General features: G+C 53.6%; 22 protein-coding genes. 13 read left to right on the top strand and 9 right to left on the bottom strand.

Annotation, left to right across the window (positions count from 1 at the left end; all coding sequences use genetic code 11):
• Positions 1-3 precede the first annotated feature (3 nt).
• From ACZ5PA_RS00530 to ACZ5PA_RS00515, 4 genes are all read left to right on the top strand, one after another.
• Complete coding sequence (locus ACZ5PA_RS00530) at positions 4-585, top strand: endonuclease (RefSeq protein WP_464930344.1); 582 nt, start codon at positions 4-6, stop codon at positions 583-585.
• Positions 586-606: 21 nt separating this feature from the next.
• A complete protein-coding gene (locus ACZ5PA_RS00525) occupies positions 607-1,725 on the top strand; it encodes an S-methyl-5-thioribose-1-phosphate isomerase (RefSeq protein ID WP_464930343.1) in 1,119 nt (372 codons plus the stop codon).
• A gap of 92 nt (positions 1,726-1,817) precedes the next feature.
• Positions 1,818-2,141 carry a hypothetical protein gene (locus ACZ5PA_RS00520; protein ID WP_464930342.1) on the top strand — a complete coding sequence of 108 codons (324 nt, stop codon included), beginning with the start codon at positions 1,818-1,820 and terminating at the stop codon, positions 2,139-2,141.
• Positions 2,141-3,280, top strand: coding sequence for a PUA domain-containing protein (locus tag ACZ5PA_RS00515; protein WP_464930341.1), 1,140 nt, complete (start codon positions 2,141-2,143; stop codon positions 3,278-3,280). The genes ACZ5PA_RS00520 and ACZ5PA_RS00515 overlap by 1 nt, the downstream gene beginning before the upstream one ends.
• Here the strand turns inward: ACZ5PA_RS00515 and ACZ5PA_RS00510 are convergent.
• Positions 3,269-3,496 (bottom strand): hypothetical protein, encoded by a 228-nt coding sequence (locus ACZ5PA_RS00510; protein WP_464930340.1) that lies wholly within the window; start codon positions 3,494-3,496, stop codon positions 3,269-3,271. The genes ACZ5PA_RS00515 and ACZ5PA_RS00510 overlap by 12 nt on opposite strands.
• 31 nt (positions 3,497-3,527) lie before the next feature.
• Between ACZ5PA_RS00510 and ACZ5PA_RS00505 the strand changes: the two genes are divergently transcribed.
• Positions 3,528-4,181, top strand: coding sequence for a TIGR00296 family protein (locus tag ACZ5PA_RS00505; RefSeq protein WP_464930339.1), 654 nt, complete (start codon positions 3,528-3,530; stop codon positions 4,179-4,181).
• A 23-nt stretch (positions 4,182-4,204) separates the two neighbouring features.
• On the opposite strand, the gene ACZ5PA_RS00500 is transcribed toward ACZ5PA_RS00505, so the two are convergent.
• Both ACZ5PA_RS00500 and ACZ5PA_RS00495 read right to left on the bottom strand, forming a co-directional pair.
• A complete protein-coding gene (locus ACZ5PA_RS00500; RefSeq protein WP_464930338.1) occupies positions 4,205-4,993 on the bottom strand; it encodes a GTPase in 789 nt (262 codons plus the stop codon).
• Positions 4,960-5,295 (bottom strand): hypothetical protein, encoded by a 336-nt coding sequence (locus tag ACZ5PA_RS00495; RefSeq protein WP_464930337.1) that lies wholly within the window; start codon positions 5,293-5,295, stop codon positions 4,960-4,962. The genes ACZ5PA_RS00500 and ACZ5PA_RS00495 overlap by 34 nt, the downstream gene beginning before the upstream one ends.
• A 43-nt stretch (positions 5,296-5,338) precedes the next feature.
• Between ACZ5PA_RS00495 and ACZ5PA_RS00490 the strand changes: the two genes are divergently transcribed.
• The 3 genes from ACZ5PA_RS00490 to ACZ5PA_RS00480 are packed head-to-tail and all read left to right on the top strand — an operon-like array spanning position 5,339 to position 6,417.
• On the top strand, positions 5,339-5,941 hold the full coding sequence (locus ACZ5PA_RS00490) for a V-type ATP synthase subunit D (RefSeq protein ID WP_464930336.1): 603 nt from the start codon (positions 5,339-5,341) through the stop codon (positions 5,939-5,941).
• 36 nt (positions 5,942-5,977) lie between these two features.
• Entirely contained in the window at positions 5,978-6,130 is a 153-nt protein-coding gene (locus ACZ5PA_RS00485; RefSeq protein WP_464930335.1) for a hypothetical protein, read from the top strand.
• Between the two features lie 11 nt (positions 6,131-6,141).
• A complete protein-coding gene (locus ACZ5PA_RS00480; protein ID WP_464930334.1) occupies positions 6,142-6,417 on the top strand; it encodes an ATP synthase subunit C in 276 nt (91 codons plus the stop codon).
• Here ACZ5PA_RS00480 and ACZ5PA_RS00475 read toward each other — a convergent pair.
• Entirely contained in the window at positions 6,410-7,459 is a 1,050-nt protein-coding gene (locus ACZ5PA_RS00475; RefSeq protein ID WP_464930333.1) for a V-type ATPase subunit, read from the bottom strand. The genes ACZ5PA_RS00480 and ACZ5PA_RS00475 overlap by 8 nt on opposite strands.
• Positions 7,460-7,461: 2 nt before the next feature.
• Positions 7,462-7,779, bottom strand: a complete 318-nt coding sequence (locus tag ACZ5PA_RS00470; RefSeq protein ID WP_464930332.1) for a hypothetical protein — start codon at positions 7,777-7,779, stop codon at positions 7,462-7,464.
• A gap of 177 nt (positions 7,780-7,956) precedes the next feature.
• Here ACZ5PA_RS00470 and ACZ5PA_RS00465 point away from each other — a divergent pair, with 177 nt between their 5' ends.
• The 5 genes from ACZ5PA_RS00465 to ACZ5PA_RS00445 all read left to right on the top strand — a co-directional run bounded on the left by ACZ5PA_RS00465 (position 7,957) and on the right by ACZ5PA_RS00445 (position 11,521).
• On the top strand, positions 7,957-8,769 hold the full coding sequence (locus ACZ5PA_RS00465) for a slipin family protein (RefSeq protein WP_464930331.1): 813 nt from the start codon (positions 7,957-7,959) through the stop codon (positions 8,767-8,769).
• Positions 8,770-10,071, top strand: coding sequence for an NfeD family protein (locus ACZ5PA_RS00460; protein WP_464930330.1), 1,302 nt, complete (start codon positions 8,770-8,772; stop codon positions 10,069-10,071).
• A 40-nt stretch (positions 10,072-10,111) separates the two neighbouring features.
• The gene (locus ACZ5PA_RS00455) at positions 10,112-10,294 is read left to right on the top strand and encodes a hypothetical protein (protein ID WP_464930329.1); all 183 of its coding nucleotides are present in this window, start codon (positions 10,112-10,114) and stop codon (positions 10,292-10,294) included.
• A gap of 71 nt (positions 10,295-10,365) precedes the next feature.
• A complete protein-coding gene (locus tag ACZ5PA_RS00450; RefSeq protein WP_464930328.1) occupies positions 10,366-10,833 on the top strand; it encodes a hypothetical protein in 468 nt (155 codons plus the stop codon).
• Positions 10,834-11,233: 400 nt separating this feature from the next.
• Positions 11,234-11,521 (top strand): hypothetical protein, encoded by a 288-nt coding sequence (locus ACZ5PA_RS00445; RefSeq protein ID WP_464930327.1) that lies wholly within the window; start codon positions 11,234-11,236, stop codon positions 11,519-11,521.
• Positions 11,522-11,622: 101 nt separating this feature from the next.
• Here the strand turns inward: ACZ5PA_RS00445 and ACZ5PA_RS00440 are convergent, their stop codons facing one another.
• Genes ACZ5PA_RS00440 through ACZ5PA_RS00425 form a run of 4 tightly spaced genes read right to left on the bottom strand, consistent with a single transcriptional unit; the run spans position 11,623 to position 16,537 of the window.
• Complete coding sequence (locus ACZ5PA_RS00440) at positions 11,623-12,198, bottom strand: nuclease-related domain-containing protein (RefSeq protein WP_464930326.1); 576 nt, start codon at positions 12,196-12,198, stop codon at positions 11,623-11,625.
• Positions 12,199-12,242: 44 nt separating this feature from the next.
• Entirely contained in the window at positions 12,243-13,661 is a 1,419-nt protein-coding gene (locus tag ACZ5PA_RS00435) for an FAD-dependent oxidoreductase (RefSeq protein WP_464930325.1), read from the bottom strand.
• A 22-nt stretch (positions 13,662-13,683) separates the two neighbouring features.
• The gene (locus tag ACZ5PA_RS00430) at positions 13,684-14,355 is read right to left on the bottom strand and encodes an HAD family hydrolase (RefSeq protein WP_464930324.1); all 672 of its coding nucleotides are present in this window, start codon (positions 14,353-14,355) and stop codon (positions 13,684-13,686) included.
• Positions 14,345-16,537, bottom strand: a complete 2,193-nt coding sequence (locus tag ACZ5PA_RS00425) for an MMPL family transporter (protein ID WP_464930323.1) — start codon at positions 16,535-16,537, stop codon at positions 14,345-14,347. Before ACZ5PA_RS00425 ends, ACZ5PA_RS00430 begins: the two co-directional genes overlap by 11 nt.
• Between the last annotated feature and the right edge of the window lie 261 nt (positions 16,538-16,798).

The following is a 16,798-nucleotide window of genomic DNA, read 5'->3' as shown; positions in this document are numbered from 1 at the left end:
TACATGGGAGTCAAGTTCGAGACCTTTATATTAGACCTCTTGCCGGCGTTGGGGCTCACCCCCCTCGCCCATCGCTATAAGATAATGCGGGAGGGCGTCGAGGTCGGGGAGGTCGACGTCTTGGCAGAGGATTCCTCCAAGAGGCTCTACGCTGTCGAGATAAAGGCCGGTAAGATCGACGTTTCGGGAATAAGGCAAGCCTACATCAACGCCAAACTCCTCGGCGCAACGCCGATGGTCGTCTGCAGGGGCTACGCCGACGAGTCGGCCAAGAAGCTCGCCGAGGAGCTCGGAGTAGAGGTCGTGACGTTGCCGGACTACGTCTTCTTGTCCGTGGACGAACTAGTGGGGGCCCTCACAGCCGCTTTTATTAGAGCAATTGCGCACGTCCTCACCGCCTTGGCCGAGATGGATCCGGCCGTGGCAGAGGCCTTGGCGCAGTGCCCCGACTATTCGTGCTTCTGCTCCAAGGTGGAGCGTTGCGACGAAGTGTTGCGGGAGCTCGGCAAGAAGCTGCCAGTTTCCTACGACGCGTTGCGTAACTTGGCGTTGGTCAAATTAGCTTTAAGGGGCATGCATAAATAAACTCCTTCAGATCGATCTTCCATGAACGTAGAGGAGCTAGTCAAGGAGATAAAGGCCAATTATAGGCCTAAGCTCAAGGTGGTAGAGTGGAGGGGGGATAGGCTCGTCCTCCTAGACCAGAGGCTTTTGCCTTTTGAGACCAAGTACCTGGAGCTCAAGACGGTGGACTCCGTCGCCGATGCGATAAAGCAGATGGCCGTGCGCGGCGCTCCGGCCATAGGGATTACAGCGGCCTACGGGATGGCCTTATCTCTCTTCGAGAGGGAGGCGAAGAGCCTAGACGAGGCCCTCAAGTTGCTGGAGGCGGCCAAGGAGAAGCTCTCCAAGACGAGGCCCACGGCCCAGAACCTCTTCTGGGCTTTGAACAGGATGTACGCGAGGGCCAAGGCGTTGGTCGAAGCCGTCAAGACGGTCAAGGAGCTGAGGGAGGGCCTAGTCGAGGAGGCCAACAAGATATTCGATGAGGAACTAGACGCAGAGGTGAGAATGGGCATATACGGCGTGCAGCTAGTGCAACCGGGCGACTGGATCCTCACCCAGTGCAACGCGGGCTCGTTGGCCACTGGCGCTTTGGGCACGGCGACGGCTCCTATATATGTAGCTAAATATCTGAACATCGACGTCTCCGTCGTAGTGCCCGAGACGCGCCCGTGGCAACAAGGAGCTAGGCTAACCGCTTACGAGCTGAGGGAGAACGGAGTTAGGGTAAAGCTAATAGCCGACACGGCGGTCGGGCTCGTCCTAAAGAGGAGAATGGTCAACTCGGTCATAGTCGGCGCTGATAGGATTCTAGCAGACGGCACCGTTTATAACAAGATAGGCACTTTGAACGAGGCGGTGTTGGCCCACGAGTTCGGCGTGCCTTTCTACGTGGCCGCCCCTGTCAGCACCTTCGACTTCGAGCACAAGCCGGAGGAGGTGAGGATCGAGGAGCGGGATCCCGACGAGGTGAGGACTGTGAGGACGAGTAAAGGAAATGTATACGTGACGATGCCCGACGTAGAGGTTTACAATCCGGTTTTCGACGAAACGCCGCCGAAGTACATAACGGCTATAATAACCGAGCTGGGCCTATTGACGCAACCCCTCGACAGGAACATAAAGAGGCTTCTGATGCCTAAGATGGCTAAATCGTCTTAGCCCATTGACCAGATAATTTTTTAAGACAGACCCTTTAATGGATTTAGATGTATATAAAAGAAAAGCTTAAAAATGAGCTTGAGGCAGTGCATATGGACTTGGATCGTCTAGAGCGTAAACTTATTGATGCTCTAGTATCATTGATAAAAAATTCGAGAGGAAGAGTTGTAAGCATAAGGGCGTCCTCGTTGGCCAAGATGGCGGGTCATCCGGACCATAGAGTTATACTCAGAGCGGCGAGGCTTCTCAAGGACCTCTCCGAGAAGAACTTAGTAAGAGCGAGCGTCGAGGGGCTGGGCAAGAACCGCAGTTATAGGTACGTCTTGGACGAAAGCTCGGAGCTCTGGCGTTTGGTCAGGTCGAATCCCACTGCTAAGGCCAAGGAGGTCCTCTTCCAGTTGGTCAAAAAATCTTAATGTGGATTGATTTTGACGGGATCAGAATAGACCGAGAGCTATACGACGAGCTTTCGCAATACCTAAGCGATGAGGAGATAGAGGAGATAATGGCCTCAATAAAGAGGCCACCGCGCCGTTATTATATAAGGGTAAATACTGCTAAAATAAGCGCCGATGAGCTGGCCAGGAGGTTGTCGAAAAAGCTCCCTGTCCATCGCGACGAGTACTTAGAGGAGGCCTTATGGGTGCCCGTCGAGGGCCCCTTCGAGGTGCCCTCGGCTAAGAAGATCGTAATAGCCGAGAAGCGGGCTGCCGAGAGCGTGTACATGGGCGCTGATCTCTTCGCGCCGGGCGTTCTCAAGGCCTCGGGAGTCAAGAGGGGCGATGAGGTCAACGTGGTGAGCCCCGATGGGCAAGTCGTGGCGTACGGCATCGCCGAAATGGACGAGTCGGACATGGTCAAGCTCAGAAGGGGGCTCGCAGTGAGGGTCCTCAAGAGCGTGTACGTCGCGCCTAAGCTGAGAGAACTCGAGGAATACGCCAACGGCTACTTCTACGATCAGAGCATGCCGGCCATGTGGGTCGGCAGATTGGCCGCAACGCTCGGCGCCAAGAGGGCGGTCGACTTATGCGCCTCGCCGGGCGGCAAGACGACTCATGTAGCCCAGCTGGGCATTCACGTAATAGCCTTCGACAGATCTAGGCCGAAGACCGAGAGGATAATTGAAAACGCCAAGAGGCTCGGCCTCGAGGGCTTAATAGACGTCTTGGCGCACGACAGCAGATACGTCGACAGAGACTATCCGCGCTTGAGGGCCGACGTGGCTCTGGTCGATCCGCCTTGTAGCGATCTAGGAGTTAGGCCGAAGCTGAGCCACGTGGTGACTAAAAGAGATGTGGAGGTCTTGGCCCGTTACCAGCGGCAGTTCATAGCCGTGGCCGCCAAGATCGCTAAGTATGTGATATACTCCACTTGTACTTTGACATATGCAGAGAACGAGGGCAACGTGCTTTGGGCCGTCAAGGAGCTCGGGCTGAGGCTAGTCCAGATAGACGTGCCGAGGGCCGTCGAGGGGTGGGGGTGCGGCGAATGTCGGCGTTTTATGCCTAACGTCTTCGACTCGCCCGGCTTCTTCCTCGCGGTGTTAGGCAAGTGATTTCAGAGTCTTGGAGATGTACTCATCGCAGAGCTTCTTGTACTTACAATATATACACGCCAACGGGCTCTCGCCTTTCAGCCTCCGTTGGGTCAACCTACATATCTCCTTGACGTAGTATTGAGGAAAACAGCTGTCGCACACGAAGACCTCGCCGCGTATATAGGCCACGTTGGCCATGTTGACCTCGCGGCCGCATACCGAACACCGAGGCATAGCTCTTTATTACCCTAAGTATTTATAGCACATGTTCCGCCCCTATTCCCTCGAGGAGGGCGCATTCCTGGTGAGGTTGGCCAGGAGAGCCGTCGAGGAGTACTTGACGAGGGGCACCATAATAGAGCCGCCCCCGGACACGCCGGCTAAATTAACTAAGGATAACTACGGCGTCTTCACCACCATCGAGAAGCTGTCGGGAGGTAGGCTAGAGCTTCGAGGTTGTATAGGCTATCCCGAGGGCTACAGAAATGTCGCCTACGCGACTATATACAGCGCTATAGCTGCTTGTTGTCAAGATCCCCGTTTCCCCGCCATGACCGCGGACGAGCTCGGCGAAGCGGTGTTCGAGATATCCGTCCTGAGCCCCTTGACGTTGTTGCCTCAGAACCCCAAGGAATACCTCAAGTCCGTCGAGGTGGGGAGGCACGGCATAGTGATCAAGAGGGGGTTCTACTCCGGGCTTCTGCTCCCGCAAGTACCCGTCGAGGAGTGTTGGTCCGCGGAGGAGTTCCTATCACACGGCTGCATGAAGGCGTGGCTCCACGCCGACTGTTGGCTCGACGAGAGGACCAAGGTCTACGTATTCGAGGCGCAGTTGTTCAAAGAGAGGGCGCCGGGTGGCGAGGTATACGAGCGCGATTTGAGGGAGGAGCTGGCGCGTTGCCGCGGTCGTCCGAGCTGACGCCTTTCGCGGGCGAGCGATTTTCAGCCGCGGCGTGCTGCGTCGTCAGGCTCGTACCAATAGGTGAGCTTGCCCTCGATCCAATCCACGAGGACTCTTCGAGCTGCCTCGTCTATGTTCACCCTCCCGCCCTTCGTCAACCTCCCATAACGCCTTCCCACATACTCAAGCGCCTCCTCGGCCGAAGTCCCCTCGTAACCGTATATGGACAAGGCCTTGGGGTTGAACCTCATCACTCGTTCTATTAAGGCCACGGCGTATGGCACTGCGTCGTCCACCCTGCCGGGATCGACTGCGCCTCTTATAACAGCCAAGGCGCGGTCCTCGGTCTTCTCAGCTTGTAGAACGCCGGGCGTGTCGATGACCAACAGCCAGCTCTTGGCCCTCACGAGTTGCTCGCCTCTGGTCCAACCCGGCTTAGGGCTCGTGGAGGCCACATGTCTGCCCTTGAGGTAGTTTATCACAGTGGACTTGCCGACGTTGGGGTAGCCGACAACGGCGACTTTGACCGGCAAGGCCGGCGCGAGCCTCTTAATATACGCCATCAACTTCCTAGTCCCCAGCCTCTCCTTGGCGCTGAAGAACACCGAGGGAGTCCCCTGCGCTTCAAACCACCTCTTCCACTTCAAGCCGACCTCGAGCGGGATCAAATCTGCCTTATTTATCGCGGCTATGATCCTCTTGCCTAACGAGCGCGCGAGCTCCTCGACGTCGGAGTTGCGGGTGGCCAAGGGATCCCTAGCGTCGAGGACCTCCAACACTATATCGCTGTCCTCTACTACTCTCCTGACCCTTCTCCAGGCCTCTGCCACGCCACGATGATTCCAACGTGGTTTAAATGCCCTTTGTCGCACTCGCCGTAGATGTCTTTATATATATAGAACTTAGTTAAAGGACCACCGCATTTTATACATGTTATTTTAGTTTCTCCTAGAATTTTATATTCTATTAAATCGTAAGATACTAAATATATGTATAAAGGCTTGTCGCCGGATAGGGCCAAGAGGTAGTGCTTGCCGTCGTCGCCAGCGACGATATACCTCTCGGCGTTGACTACATCGTCGGATTTAACGCCGACGGTCTTCTTGGCCTTGACGCTCGCCTTGACGTCCACACTAGGTCTAGTGCAACATTTAAAGAGGTTTCCTACTGCATACGTGTCGTCGCGCGTCAGCCCCTCTAGGCTGGAGTTGATAAACCAGCGGAGGAGGCTACAGCTGTTTCTGCGCGTGAAGAAGACTCTCGAGGACGCCCGGAACAGCACGATACAGAGGATAAGAGCCTTGATCGCGGAGCTAGAGAGGGATCGAGCCGAGATAGCTACGTCGTTTTCCGAGATCGCGGATCTCTTCAAGGCCGCGGTGGCCAAGGAGGGGCCGGATAGGCTGGACATGCTCGCCGAAATAACCCCGAAGGTCGCCAATGTAGTCCTAGTGAACAAGGGCCTCTATATGGGGCTCGAGGTGGAGAGCTACGGCAAATACCCCGCCTATAGCCTCCTAGCCGAGGCGCCAGAGCTCGACTTGGCCCTAGTCAAAATGCGCGAGCTCTTGCCTAAATTGCTCGCGTTCGCCGAGAAGGAGAGCTTGTTCTACGCGCTCCTCAACCGGGTGAGGGAGTACCAACGCATGATAAACGCCATAGATTACGTTATAGTCCCCAGGATCCAGGAGAGCATACAATACATAAAACTAGCGCTCGAGGAACAAGAAAGGGAGGATTTCATAAGGCGGAGGATAATAACCGCGGCGGCTCGGTGATGAAAAGTTAAAAAAGCGGCCGTGTATTGTGATCAAATGTCGACCAAAGGCCTTGAGTTACAGATAAAAGAACTCATAGATAAAGAGCTCGAAAAGATCTTGGATGAAGCCAACAAAGATCTCGAAGAGTCTATAAGGGAAATAGATTACCAGATCGAGAAGTTGAGACAATATTTAAAAGTGGCTTGAATAGGGGAGCCATGGCGGGCAAGTACCTACTCCCCCTCTTATTGCTAAGCGCTATGGCGTTCGCGCAAGCCACCACGTCGTCAGGTAGCCAATATATTGGCGCAGGTCTAGCGGTGGGTCTCGCAGGCCTTGGCGCCGGAATAGGCGTAGGCATAGCGGGGGCTGCCGCCATGTCGGCCCTCGTGGAGAGGCCGCAAGAGCGCGTCTGGTACCTCATCTTCTTGGCGTTGGCAGAGGCGATAGCTATATACGGGCTTCTGGTGAGCTTTATACTAGCCTCTAAATAAGAGTGAGCGGGGCGAAGTAGCTACGCCTTTTTTCGATCGAAACGCCCTCGACCAACATAGCCGCGGCCTTGATTATCAACATAGCCTCAGATCTCATGTACTCCAACGAGGCCAGTAAAGAGCCCAGCGAGAACTCGGAGCACTCGACTATACAAACATCCGCTAATCTCCTCATGATTGCCGGATAGGCGTTGTCGAGCACCACCGACAAGTTCTCGAACGTGGGCTCCTCCGAGGCCAACGACGCAACGACTTGTCCCCAAGGCTTTATGCTAGACACGAGCTCGAGGACCTTCGCTATTTCGCCACGGGCCGTCGCGTCGAAGATCTCCCTCACTACGCCCGACGGCATGCCGGTGGTCAACGCGGATATCTCGTCTTGTGAAAGCCCCCATATCTTGGCCCTCACGGCGAGCACTATATCGAAATATGTAGTAAGTGTATCTATTAATCTACTGACAGACTTATCGTTTATCTCTTTCAGAGATCTTGTGTAGTCCAAAATCCATTGTCTATCGATGAATATAGTGAATTTATCGTAACCGAACTTCTGCAAGAAGTCGAAGGCCTCGGCCGCCGGATGCCCCAATGTTCTGAGCCTCTCCCCCACCTCCTCGACGCTCCTCGCGCTGAGCAGCGACGTCACTACGTAGCGTCTGCCTGTGAAGTCCAAGGGCTCCGTCACCACGAACTCCTCCGGGTTCTTGCCGGACCTAATCGCGGTGATTATGTACTCTATATTCTCGTACTCGAAGCGTTTTAGATGCAACTTTATGATCTCCCTCCCGTCTTGCGGCGAGCCGAGGTACAACTCCCTCACGTTGTTCATGTACGTCTTAATCACGTGTTCCCTCAAGTCCTTCATGGTCTCCGGGGCTAGTTTATCTATAGGGACTTGATACTGCGTAGTTCTGAGCACGTTGAGGTACTCGTCCGGCGTACTCGCATAGGCCAGCGCAATGGCCTTGTCCTTGGGCAAGGCCCTCGTCCTGAGGCCTCTGACCCTTGGGCCTAGGCTCGGCCTCTTGAGGATCGCGCTCATGATTATAGGCCGAGTTGTCTCAAAACGGCCTCGAGCACCTCTTGCTTCTTCTTCTCAAACGACGAGAGTATAAAGCTTTTCCGTCGTTGAGCTTCCTCCAATATGCGCGACGCCTCCTCTCTGGCCTCGCCGAGTGCCTTCGCCTTATACTCCTCTACGGCCTTCCTCACGATGTTCTCGACGACCTCGTTGAGCCTCGCCGAATATTTATCGACAATGGCGTCGACGTTGCTCAAAGCCCTTTGTTTAACCGCTTCGGCCTCCTTGATGGCCTTGTCTATCTCCTCAAGGCTCTTTAAGATCTCGTCTAGCTTAAGCATAAATCGTTGTTCTCCTCGTTTTTAATTTGTTCGCGTCGAGGGCCGTGTGATGAGCCCAGGACTGGGCGATAGATGAAGCCAATTTCTCGTCGCTGATCGGCCGCGCGGGTTTCTCATCAGATCTCAGACCGTCCCCACATATTCCTCACAATTTATTTAGGGGAGTTCGTCTTATACATGTTCTTGCAAGTGGGACTAATCTTGGCAGCTGTGTTGGCCTTCATAGTCCTTATAATAATCATCTCGTTGTTGGCCTCATCGATAAAGGTCATACCTGAATACCAGAGGGCTGTCAGATTCCGGCTGGGCCGCATCACGGGCTTAGTGGGGCCGGGCCTCGTGTTTATAATCCCTATCATAGATACAATTGTACGATACGACCTCCGCATCGAAGTCGTCGACGTGCCCCAACAGAAGGCCCTCACTAAGGACAACGTGGAGGTCACTATAGATGCCGCCGTGTATCAACGCGTGGTAGATCCGCTGAAGGTGGCCGTGACAGTGAAGAACCACGTGCCGGCCGTGGCGACCTTCGCCGCCGCCACGTTGAGGGACGTGGTGGGCATGGTCGATCTCGACACGTTGTTGTCGCATAGAGAGGAAATCGCTAAGAAGATAGCCGAGATAGTGGACGAACACGTCACGCCTTGGGGCGTCAAGGTCACCGGAGTCGCCATACGCGACATAAGATTACCCGAGGCATTAGTGAGGGCCATGGCGTCTCAAGCAGAGGCCGAGCGGCTAAGGCGCGCTAAGATAACCATAGCGTCCGCCGAGTACGAGGCCAGCAAGATATACCTAGAGGCGGCTGAGACCTACGCGAAGAACCCCGTCGCGGTCCAGCTGAGGCAGATAGACGCGTTGCTCGAGATGGCGAGGGAGCACAACTTGATAATCATAACGCCCTCGTCGCTTGAGTTCGTCTCGTTGCCCTTAGCCTTATCCAAAGCGCTTCAACAAAAACAAGAGGGAGGGGGCCAAGAGAAATAAATGAACAAGTGGGCCCTAGTAGTCCTTTTGATCTCGATCCAGTTCGTATACGCCCAACAAGCTTATTACGTAAAGGAAGTATACGTAGTCAACGTAGACGGCACGATAGGGCCCTACACGGTCTCCCAGATATCGAGGGCCATAAGCGCGGCCGAGCAGAGCTCAGGGGCTGTGTTGATCTTATTAAACACGCCGGGGGGTCTCGCCGACTCGACGCTCCAAGCCATGCAGATCATAGGGGCTTCCCCGGTCCCGGTGATAGGCTTTGTGTACCCCGACTACGGCTACGCGTGGTCGGGCGGCACTTACATACTCTTGTCCGCCCACATAGCGGCCATGGCGCCCCATACTGTGATCGGCTCTTGTCAGCCCGTGGAGGGCTCCACGCCTGTGAACTACTCCAAGGTCCTAAACGCTTTCGCTAGTTATTTAGCCGCCGTCATGGCCTCCTACGGGAGGAACTCCAGCTACGCGTATCTCTGCGTCCAGCTGAACTTGAACCTAAACGCCGAGGAGGCCTTGAGATATCACGTGATAAACTTCATGGCAAGCGATATAGGACAACTCCTAGACGAAGTCAACGGATCAGCGATAACCCTCGGCGGGAGAGGGGTCGTGGTCTACGTAGAGAGCCCCCGCATCGTCTACATCGAGGCCACTTTGGGCGAGATGCTACAAGCGTGGCTCATGGACCCAGTAGTCGAGAGCGTGTTGTCGCTCGTGGCGTTGTTGGTGATAATAGTGGCCTTGGCGTCGGGGCACCCGTTGGCCGCCGCGTTGGGCGTTGTGTTGTTCCTACTCTCTGTCTTGCCGTACATATCGACGAGCTGGGTCTGGGCCGTCTTGTTCGTGATGGGCGTTGTGCTCTTATTCGCCGGCATGTTTTCGGGCGGCTACACCCACGGTCTGCTCGAGGGCTCTGGGGCAGTCCTAATAATCTTGGGCTTCCTGAGCCTCTTTCCTCCGTTTCAGCTACGGGGACAGCCCGTAGTTTTAGCCGACTATTGGCCCCTCGTCGGCACCGCGGCGGCTCTTGTCGCGGTCCTCATAGGCGTTGTGGCGTTCATAGCGTGGAAGGCTGTTGTTGTCCACTTAAAGAGGCCCGTGTCCGAGGCCTTCTTGACGTTGCAGGGGGCGGAGGGAGTCGCCGTGGACGACATAGGCCCCAACGCCCCGGGCTACGTCGTCGTGATGGGCGAATATTGGAGGGCCGTATCGGAGGTCCCCATCAAGAGGGGGTGTAGGGTGAGGGTTGTGAAGACTGGAACGCCGCTCCTCGTGGAGCCCGTCGGGACTTGCTAAAGTAATCGTGGCGGATAAAAACGCCGGCTCTCGATGTCGCGTGTTCGTGTACATAATAATGGGCTATGGGGCTATTTTAGTAATACTGGGAGTCGTGAGCAACGAGGAATCGCTAGTACTCTTCGGGCTGGCCCTATTGGCTTTTTCGAACCTCCACAACCTCGCCGAGTTGTTAAGGAGGAGGCGGGAAAACGGCGTAGAGGGCGGGCTTAGATCGACTTAGCGGCTGGATTTTTACAAGAGCATACCGTGTTCTTGATCGAATAATTTATATCATGCGAGTGAATCTGCTTCATGCTTTTACAACTGGGCCTATTGACAGCTGTAGCCGCAGGCGCTATCGCCGTGTTGGCACTAATTATATTTTTGTTGGCCAGAAGGGGTTCGCCTCCTCCGGCCCAACAGCCGAGGGTCTACACGCCGGGCGAGCAAGAGATACTAAACCAGTTGGCTCTGTTGAGGGAGAGGATAGAGAAGTTCATCCCGCCTTATGGCAGAGTCGGCTACGTCCCATCGAGCATCTCCGAGCTGGCGGAGCTCTTGGGCTTTCACTACGTGAGAGTAGAACGAGAGGAATACGGCGTTCTACCCGAAGATTTTAGACAATTCGTAGATCTAGACTTAGATATGGCCCAGATTAAGGTTAACGATAAATACTTATATATTTTAAAGAAAAATAATAAAAAGCTCATAGCTGTTGGCGATATGTATCTTGACTATCTAACTATAAGGTTTCTAGAGGATTTTTTAAGTTATATTTGAGATAGAACTAGGCCGGTAGCCGTTCTTTAGGCTCGTGCAACTCAACGACCTCTCCTGGTCCGACGCGTCAGCCTAATCCAGGCACGACGTCAGTTTTTAAGATGTCTTGTGGAGTACAAGCGATGATGAACTAAGGGTCTGGCGATAGGTGAGTGGGCTCAAATCGCTGAGCTGGTGTCAGACTTAAAAAGGCATTAGGTAGCGACATGTAATGAGGCTTCTCTGGCTCGGCTTAGTTGCGCTTGCCTTATCGGCGTTACCTGGGATAAATTACTTAATCTACGCCGTGGGGCCTAATCTTATATTTCAAGTAAATCCAATGTATATAGAAGTTGGATCTAATAGATATTATATATTTACATTACCTAGTTTTACTAAATATATAATATTTATTATTATAATGATTATTATAGGATATTACGAGTTGCGGAAGAGCGTTAGGCCCAGGCACGGATCCCTATTTGTGGGCGTGTTAGCCGTCGTGATCTCTGCGCCTCTTCCGCTCATATTCGCGGAGAGGGACGGCTTAATCCTCGTCGTTTTGTCGAACGCCTTCTCTTCGGCCGGCCCCCTCTTGTTGCTGATCGCGGGCATCCTCGAGCTGGCCGAGCACTATATATTGCCGGGCCGCACAACCGAGATAATCGCCACGCCGGAGTCAGCTATGGAGAAGACCGAGAAGGCGTGACCCGCTGTTTCTTCTGCTTGAAAGAACAAAACACGCTCTACATAGTTAAGCTTAAGGCGGAGTTGAGGATGGACCTCTACGTGTACGCTTGCGAGGATTGTCTACGTCAACACAAGAATTTGATCGCCCAAATTATCGATGTTCCTCAAGAAGTCGACAAGAAAAGATATGGACAACACAGGAACGCCCTTCACCACGGCGTTAAAGGAGGTAAGAGTTACCACTAGAGGGATTACCTTAGGCGCTAAGAGCCTCAGCCTCGGGAGGCATCTTTCTACCTTCTCTAGGTGTTCTTGTACCACCTCGCCCCATTTCCCCCCTCCGTATTTCCAGCGCTTGGCCTCTATCACTATTAAGTACTTATCGGATCTGGCCATCACGTCGAATTCGGCCCAGCGGCCTCCGCACTCGAGCCTCACGTTCCTCAAGGTCGAGAATCCCCAGCCTTCGAGCAAGTAGAGTATTATTTCCTCGAACTCCCTCCAGCTGAGTCGTCGAGAAATTCTCGACAAGTCCAAAGAGGCGCCCGCCTCGAGCGCTTTGAATACGATATAGGGCCGAGGGGCCAGGAGGCCGTCTCTGTAGAGACCTAGCTCCTCGAGGCAACGCTTCTCCTCCTCGTCCAGAGGGGCCCCCTCTAGCGCGTCCTCGACGGCTCTTTTTATACAGCCGATCATTTTTCGACCATGATGATAGGCCGCTGCCGATCGATGAAGAGGGTTTAAAGCGCTGACTCGTAGAGCTGTTTCGGCTTCCCGTATAACAGATAAGACGGCTTCGCCGCATATATAGCGCCGGCCACTATTGCTATATTCGGTATGCAGAGGGCCTCGAAACAAGGGCTGGGGCCTCGCATCTGATCTATTGTGGGCAACTTGACGTGCCTCAGCTTGTTCACGTCGTCGCTGGTTACTTTTATCTCGACTCTGTTCTTGTTAAGCCTATTTACCATCTTCATGAGGTCCGACAGCTTTAGCCCAGTGCAAGGACATAGCACCTGGTCGCCGTCTATCTCGTCCAGCGCATTGGGCCAGAAATAGGGCCATCCGGGCGCGTCTATCACGTTCGGCTCCACGTATAGATCGCTGTAATCGGTGCCTCTGCTGAGCCTTAAGTCGAGGTTGTAAAGCCAGTTGACTTCCAGAGCCAGTTTAGCTCTGAAGTCGTCGAGCTCCTTTGATACCTTGTCCTTGTCCTCGACGCCTTCCTTGGAGGCTATATAGGCCGCCAGCAACTTGGCGTGGGCCTCTTCAAGGTGTGCATATATAGCGCCATAGATCTCGCCGACTAGGTAGATATTAGTGCCGCCTACGGATTTGCCCCGCTCGTCCAACCTCAAAACTTCGCCGAAGCTGTTACGCCGAGGCACTAACGAGTTTAGCTCAAAGGAGTAGAACACCTTGAGGCCGAGCCTTAACGGCGCATACAAGTTTACCGTCCTCACAGCCGACACGACGGCGTCGGCCTTCACGAGCCTTCTCTCTACGCCCTTCTTGCCGAGATAGATGCGTAGTCTAGCCTCGCCGTCCTTGTACCTCTCCACCGTCGCTGAATATATCACGTCCACGCCGAGTTTTTGAAGCTTATCCTCGACGCTCTGGTAGTACTTGACGTCTCGGAGATATGCCGAGTTGTCCGCGACGACGACGTCGTTGCCGGCCTCTGCGAGGGCCATGGCAACTCTAAGCCCCCATTCGCTCGTCCCCCACACCAACAGCCTTTTACCGCTCGGCTTCGCCTCGAGGGCTTCCGAGGCTTGGATTATCTGAGGCGTGCCCGGGATCGGCAGATACATCTCAAGCCCGCCTGTGTTCAACACTAGGTGTTTATACACAGGCTTGATGCACCGATCGCCCGAGATGAGCACCTCGCCGTCGAAGACGGCCCTCTGAGGCTCCACGGAGTATTTATCGATGTACTCTCGGGCGGGGACCCCCGATGCGGTCGGCTCCCCGTCGAGCGAGTTGTGGCCGCCCTTGGGGCCTTCGCTGAACAGCCCGACCTTGAACCCGTATTTTGCAAGCTCTTGCGTCACTGCTAGTCCGCCTATGCCCGCGCCCACTACCAACACGTCGTATTTCTCCTCGACGCAACGATCGGGCCTCTTGATCTCGCGGCAGATCCAGGAGTTGCAGATCATGCTGGGAGCTGATCTCGCGTTATTATTTATTCCTCCAAGCGCCTGCCTCCTCGAGCCACTGCCTTAGCTCGGCCAAGCTCTTGAAGTTCAGATCGCCTTGCGTCTTATCCCCGACTATTACGGTAAGTATCCCGAGGGCCCTGGCGCCGAGGTCTACGTCGTCGTCGCCCACCATCACGGCCTCCTCAGGCCCCACGCCGAGGCGCTTGAGGGCTATCTTGAACATGAGCTTGTGAGGCTTCCTATAGCGCACCACGTCCGATGTTATCACGGCGTTGACCGATGCGCCGATCCTCCTCAAGAACTCCTCCACGTAGCACTTGCACGTTACGTTGGAGATTATGGCAGTCTTGAAGTTGGCGGATGCCCACTTTAGGAAACTCGGCGAGTCGTCCACGGGCACTAAATGCCTCAACATAGCGTTGACCAACGCGCCGCGGACGGCTTGCGCGTCTCCCCCTCCCGACAACGCCACGATAAGCGCCGCTTGGCCCTCCACCGGTATCTCAACCCCGGAGGCCTCCCTCACCGCATTAGCCAACCTCCTCGCTTGGAGGAACAACTCGAGCGATCTCCCCTCGTCGAGCCCCAACGCAGAGGAGAGTCCGTCCGCTACGTCGCTTAGGTAGGCCTCCTCGTCGTCTATCTTTGCGAGAGTCCCGAAGAAATCCAGGAGCAGGGCCTTAACGCGCATGTATCCTAGAGGGCCACCAATTATATTTAGACAACAAGTTCATCACCGCTGGCACCAACAACGGCCTGACGACGTACGCGTCGAATATGGCCGAGAAGGCCACCGTAGCGCCGATTTGTTCCAAGACGGTGAGCTGCGACTGGACTATGGAGAGGAAGGCCAACGCGAGTATAAGGGCGGCGCCCGTCACCACGGGGCCGGTCGTGACTATCGCGGTCCTTATGGCAGTCTTGTCGTCCAAGCCTTTCTCCACCTCTTCTCTTATCCTCGAGACTATGAAGACGTCGTAGTCGGTGCCCACCGCTATGAGCAAGCTCATTAGCACCACCGGCTGTAGCCAATACGTCTGCTGGCCAGCCGCCATCTGGAACAACGCTATGTTCATCGCGATGCCCCAAACCGCCGACATCAGCACCGTTGCCACGAGCCTCAGAGGCGTCAAGACGCTCCTCAACGCGGCCATCAACGCTATTATCACTGTGGCGAGTATTATATATATTTGAAAATGCCAAAAATATAAATAAATATATGTAAAATATATATGTTTCCATCCAGCATCACCTCCTATATATAATAATCCATAACTCCTTAATCTTGAGAGGTTGTCGTAAACCGCCAGCAATTCGTCCGAGGTACTCGTCACCGAGAGTTTAAGTTCAATTATATAGTAATTATTCTTTTTAAATATAGTATAATTTGTAAAATATTCAAGATTTTTTATATAATTAATTATAGTTGAATTTGGCTCTCTATTGAATACTAAATATGTCGTGGAGAGGGCCGTCACATTCCTGAAATACATCTCCGCTATAGCTAACGCCTTTTTGCCGGCCGTCTCGGGCATGGCTGATATGGGGTTGGTCGTTATCTTTAAATTATTTATAATAAAAATAGCTAAAATAATTGATATTATTGTAAATATAATTATTATTAATTTTGATTTTTCTAGTGATATATCCACAGTTTTTGCTAAAAACTTAGATCTACCCTCGTGTAGTCTTATATCCTCTATCCTCCTCGGCCAAAACAGCCCATCCCCCAACACTGTCAACAACGCCGGCGTGGCCGTAAACGACGTTGTGAGCACGAACAAGACGGATAGGCCCAGCGCTAGGCCTATAGTCTGCATAAAGGGAAGCGGCGAGAGGCCGAAACTCCCCAACGCGAGTCCTGCCACTGTGGCGCTCGTCAACACAGCGCGTTTCCCGTACTCAAGCGATCTATTCGTCGCCTCGTGAACGTCGGCTCCTTTGTTCCGCTCCTCCGCGTATCTCCCCAACATGAGCAAGTTGTAGTCCACTCCTAAGGCGAAGATCACAGGCGCGGCCATGTACACCGATAGGTAATACGGCGGCATATAGGGCGATATTAAGTATATGGCGCCCAGGACGGCTAAATACGAGAGGCCCACCTCGGCGAGGACCACGAGAGGAGCTATTAACGTCCCGAACACGAACAACAACACGGCCAACATGACGATGGAAGTGGTCTTGTCTATGTCGGGCACCTCTGAAGTGACTATCTCGGTGAACTGCGACATCAACACGTCGGTCGATACGGGCACGGCCCAGCTGTAGTTCAACTTAGGCGTCCCCGTGCCGTTAGCTATCACCAACGCGTACATGTCGCCGTGGAGGAGCTCCTCGGCTTGGGGTATTGTGTACATCGTGGGGGGCGGATACATAGACGTCAAGTTGTTTAGCAACGAGCGCTTGAAGATCTCAGTAGCCTCCTCGGTTCTATTGACGCAAAGCACGTAGGGGATATAGGGCTGGAGATACGAGGGGAGGCTCGACGCGAGTTTCAGATATAGGTATTTCTCGACCCCCAACTCGGTCACATTTTCGGCGAGCTTTACGAGAGAGGAGTTGAGCTTCGTGGAGAGCAAGCGCTCGGCCACGAGCTCCGCGGAGCTCTCGGAGGCCCAGTTCCTCCAAGTCACGCCCTGGAGGAGCCAACTCACGTTGCCGTAGGCCTTATCCGCGGCCAACTTAACGGCCGTATCGATGTCGTAGTGGGCTGAGTAGTTCCTGTAATACTCTAGGAACGCTTGGGTGCGGGGATTGCTTATGTTCAGAGCCACGGCGCCATAGGTGGCGTAGAGCAACATTGTCGCGTTGTCCAGCGCGTCATGGTACGCGCTCCTCAACGCGCGGAGCAGATCGCAATTGCGTGATGTCATATTGTATATATTATTTAAAATTTTTGAAAATGAGTCAGTATAATTATTTATTATATTATTTATTGTATTCCAATATATTTTTTGTGAATAATATTGTATAGTTAATGGCGAGATCGCGCTATATCCCTCTTGTGATAAGGTTTTATTCAATTCATTTAATTTATATGAAAGATTCGGTCCATATACAATTATAAATGTTAATTTATAATTAGAATTATTAGTATTATTTAATATATTATTAACTATAGCAGGCTCTACGTC

This window comes from Thermoproteus thermophilus, assembly GCF_055392855.1.
This window is presented reverse-complemented; position numbering and strand designations above follow the sequence as displayed.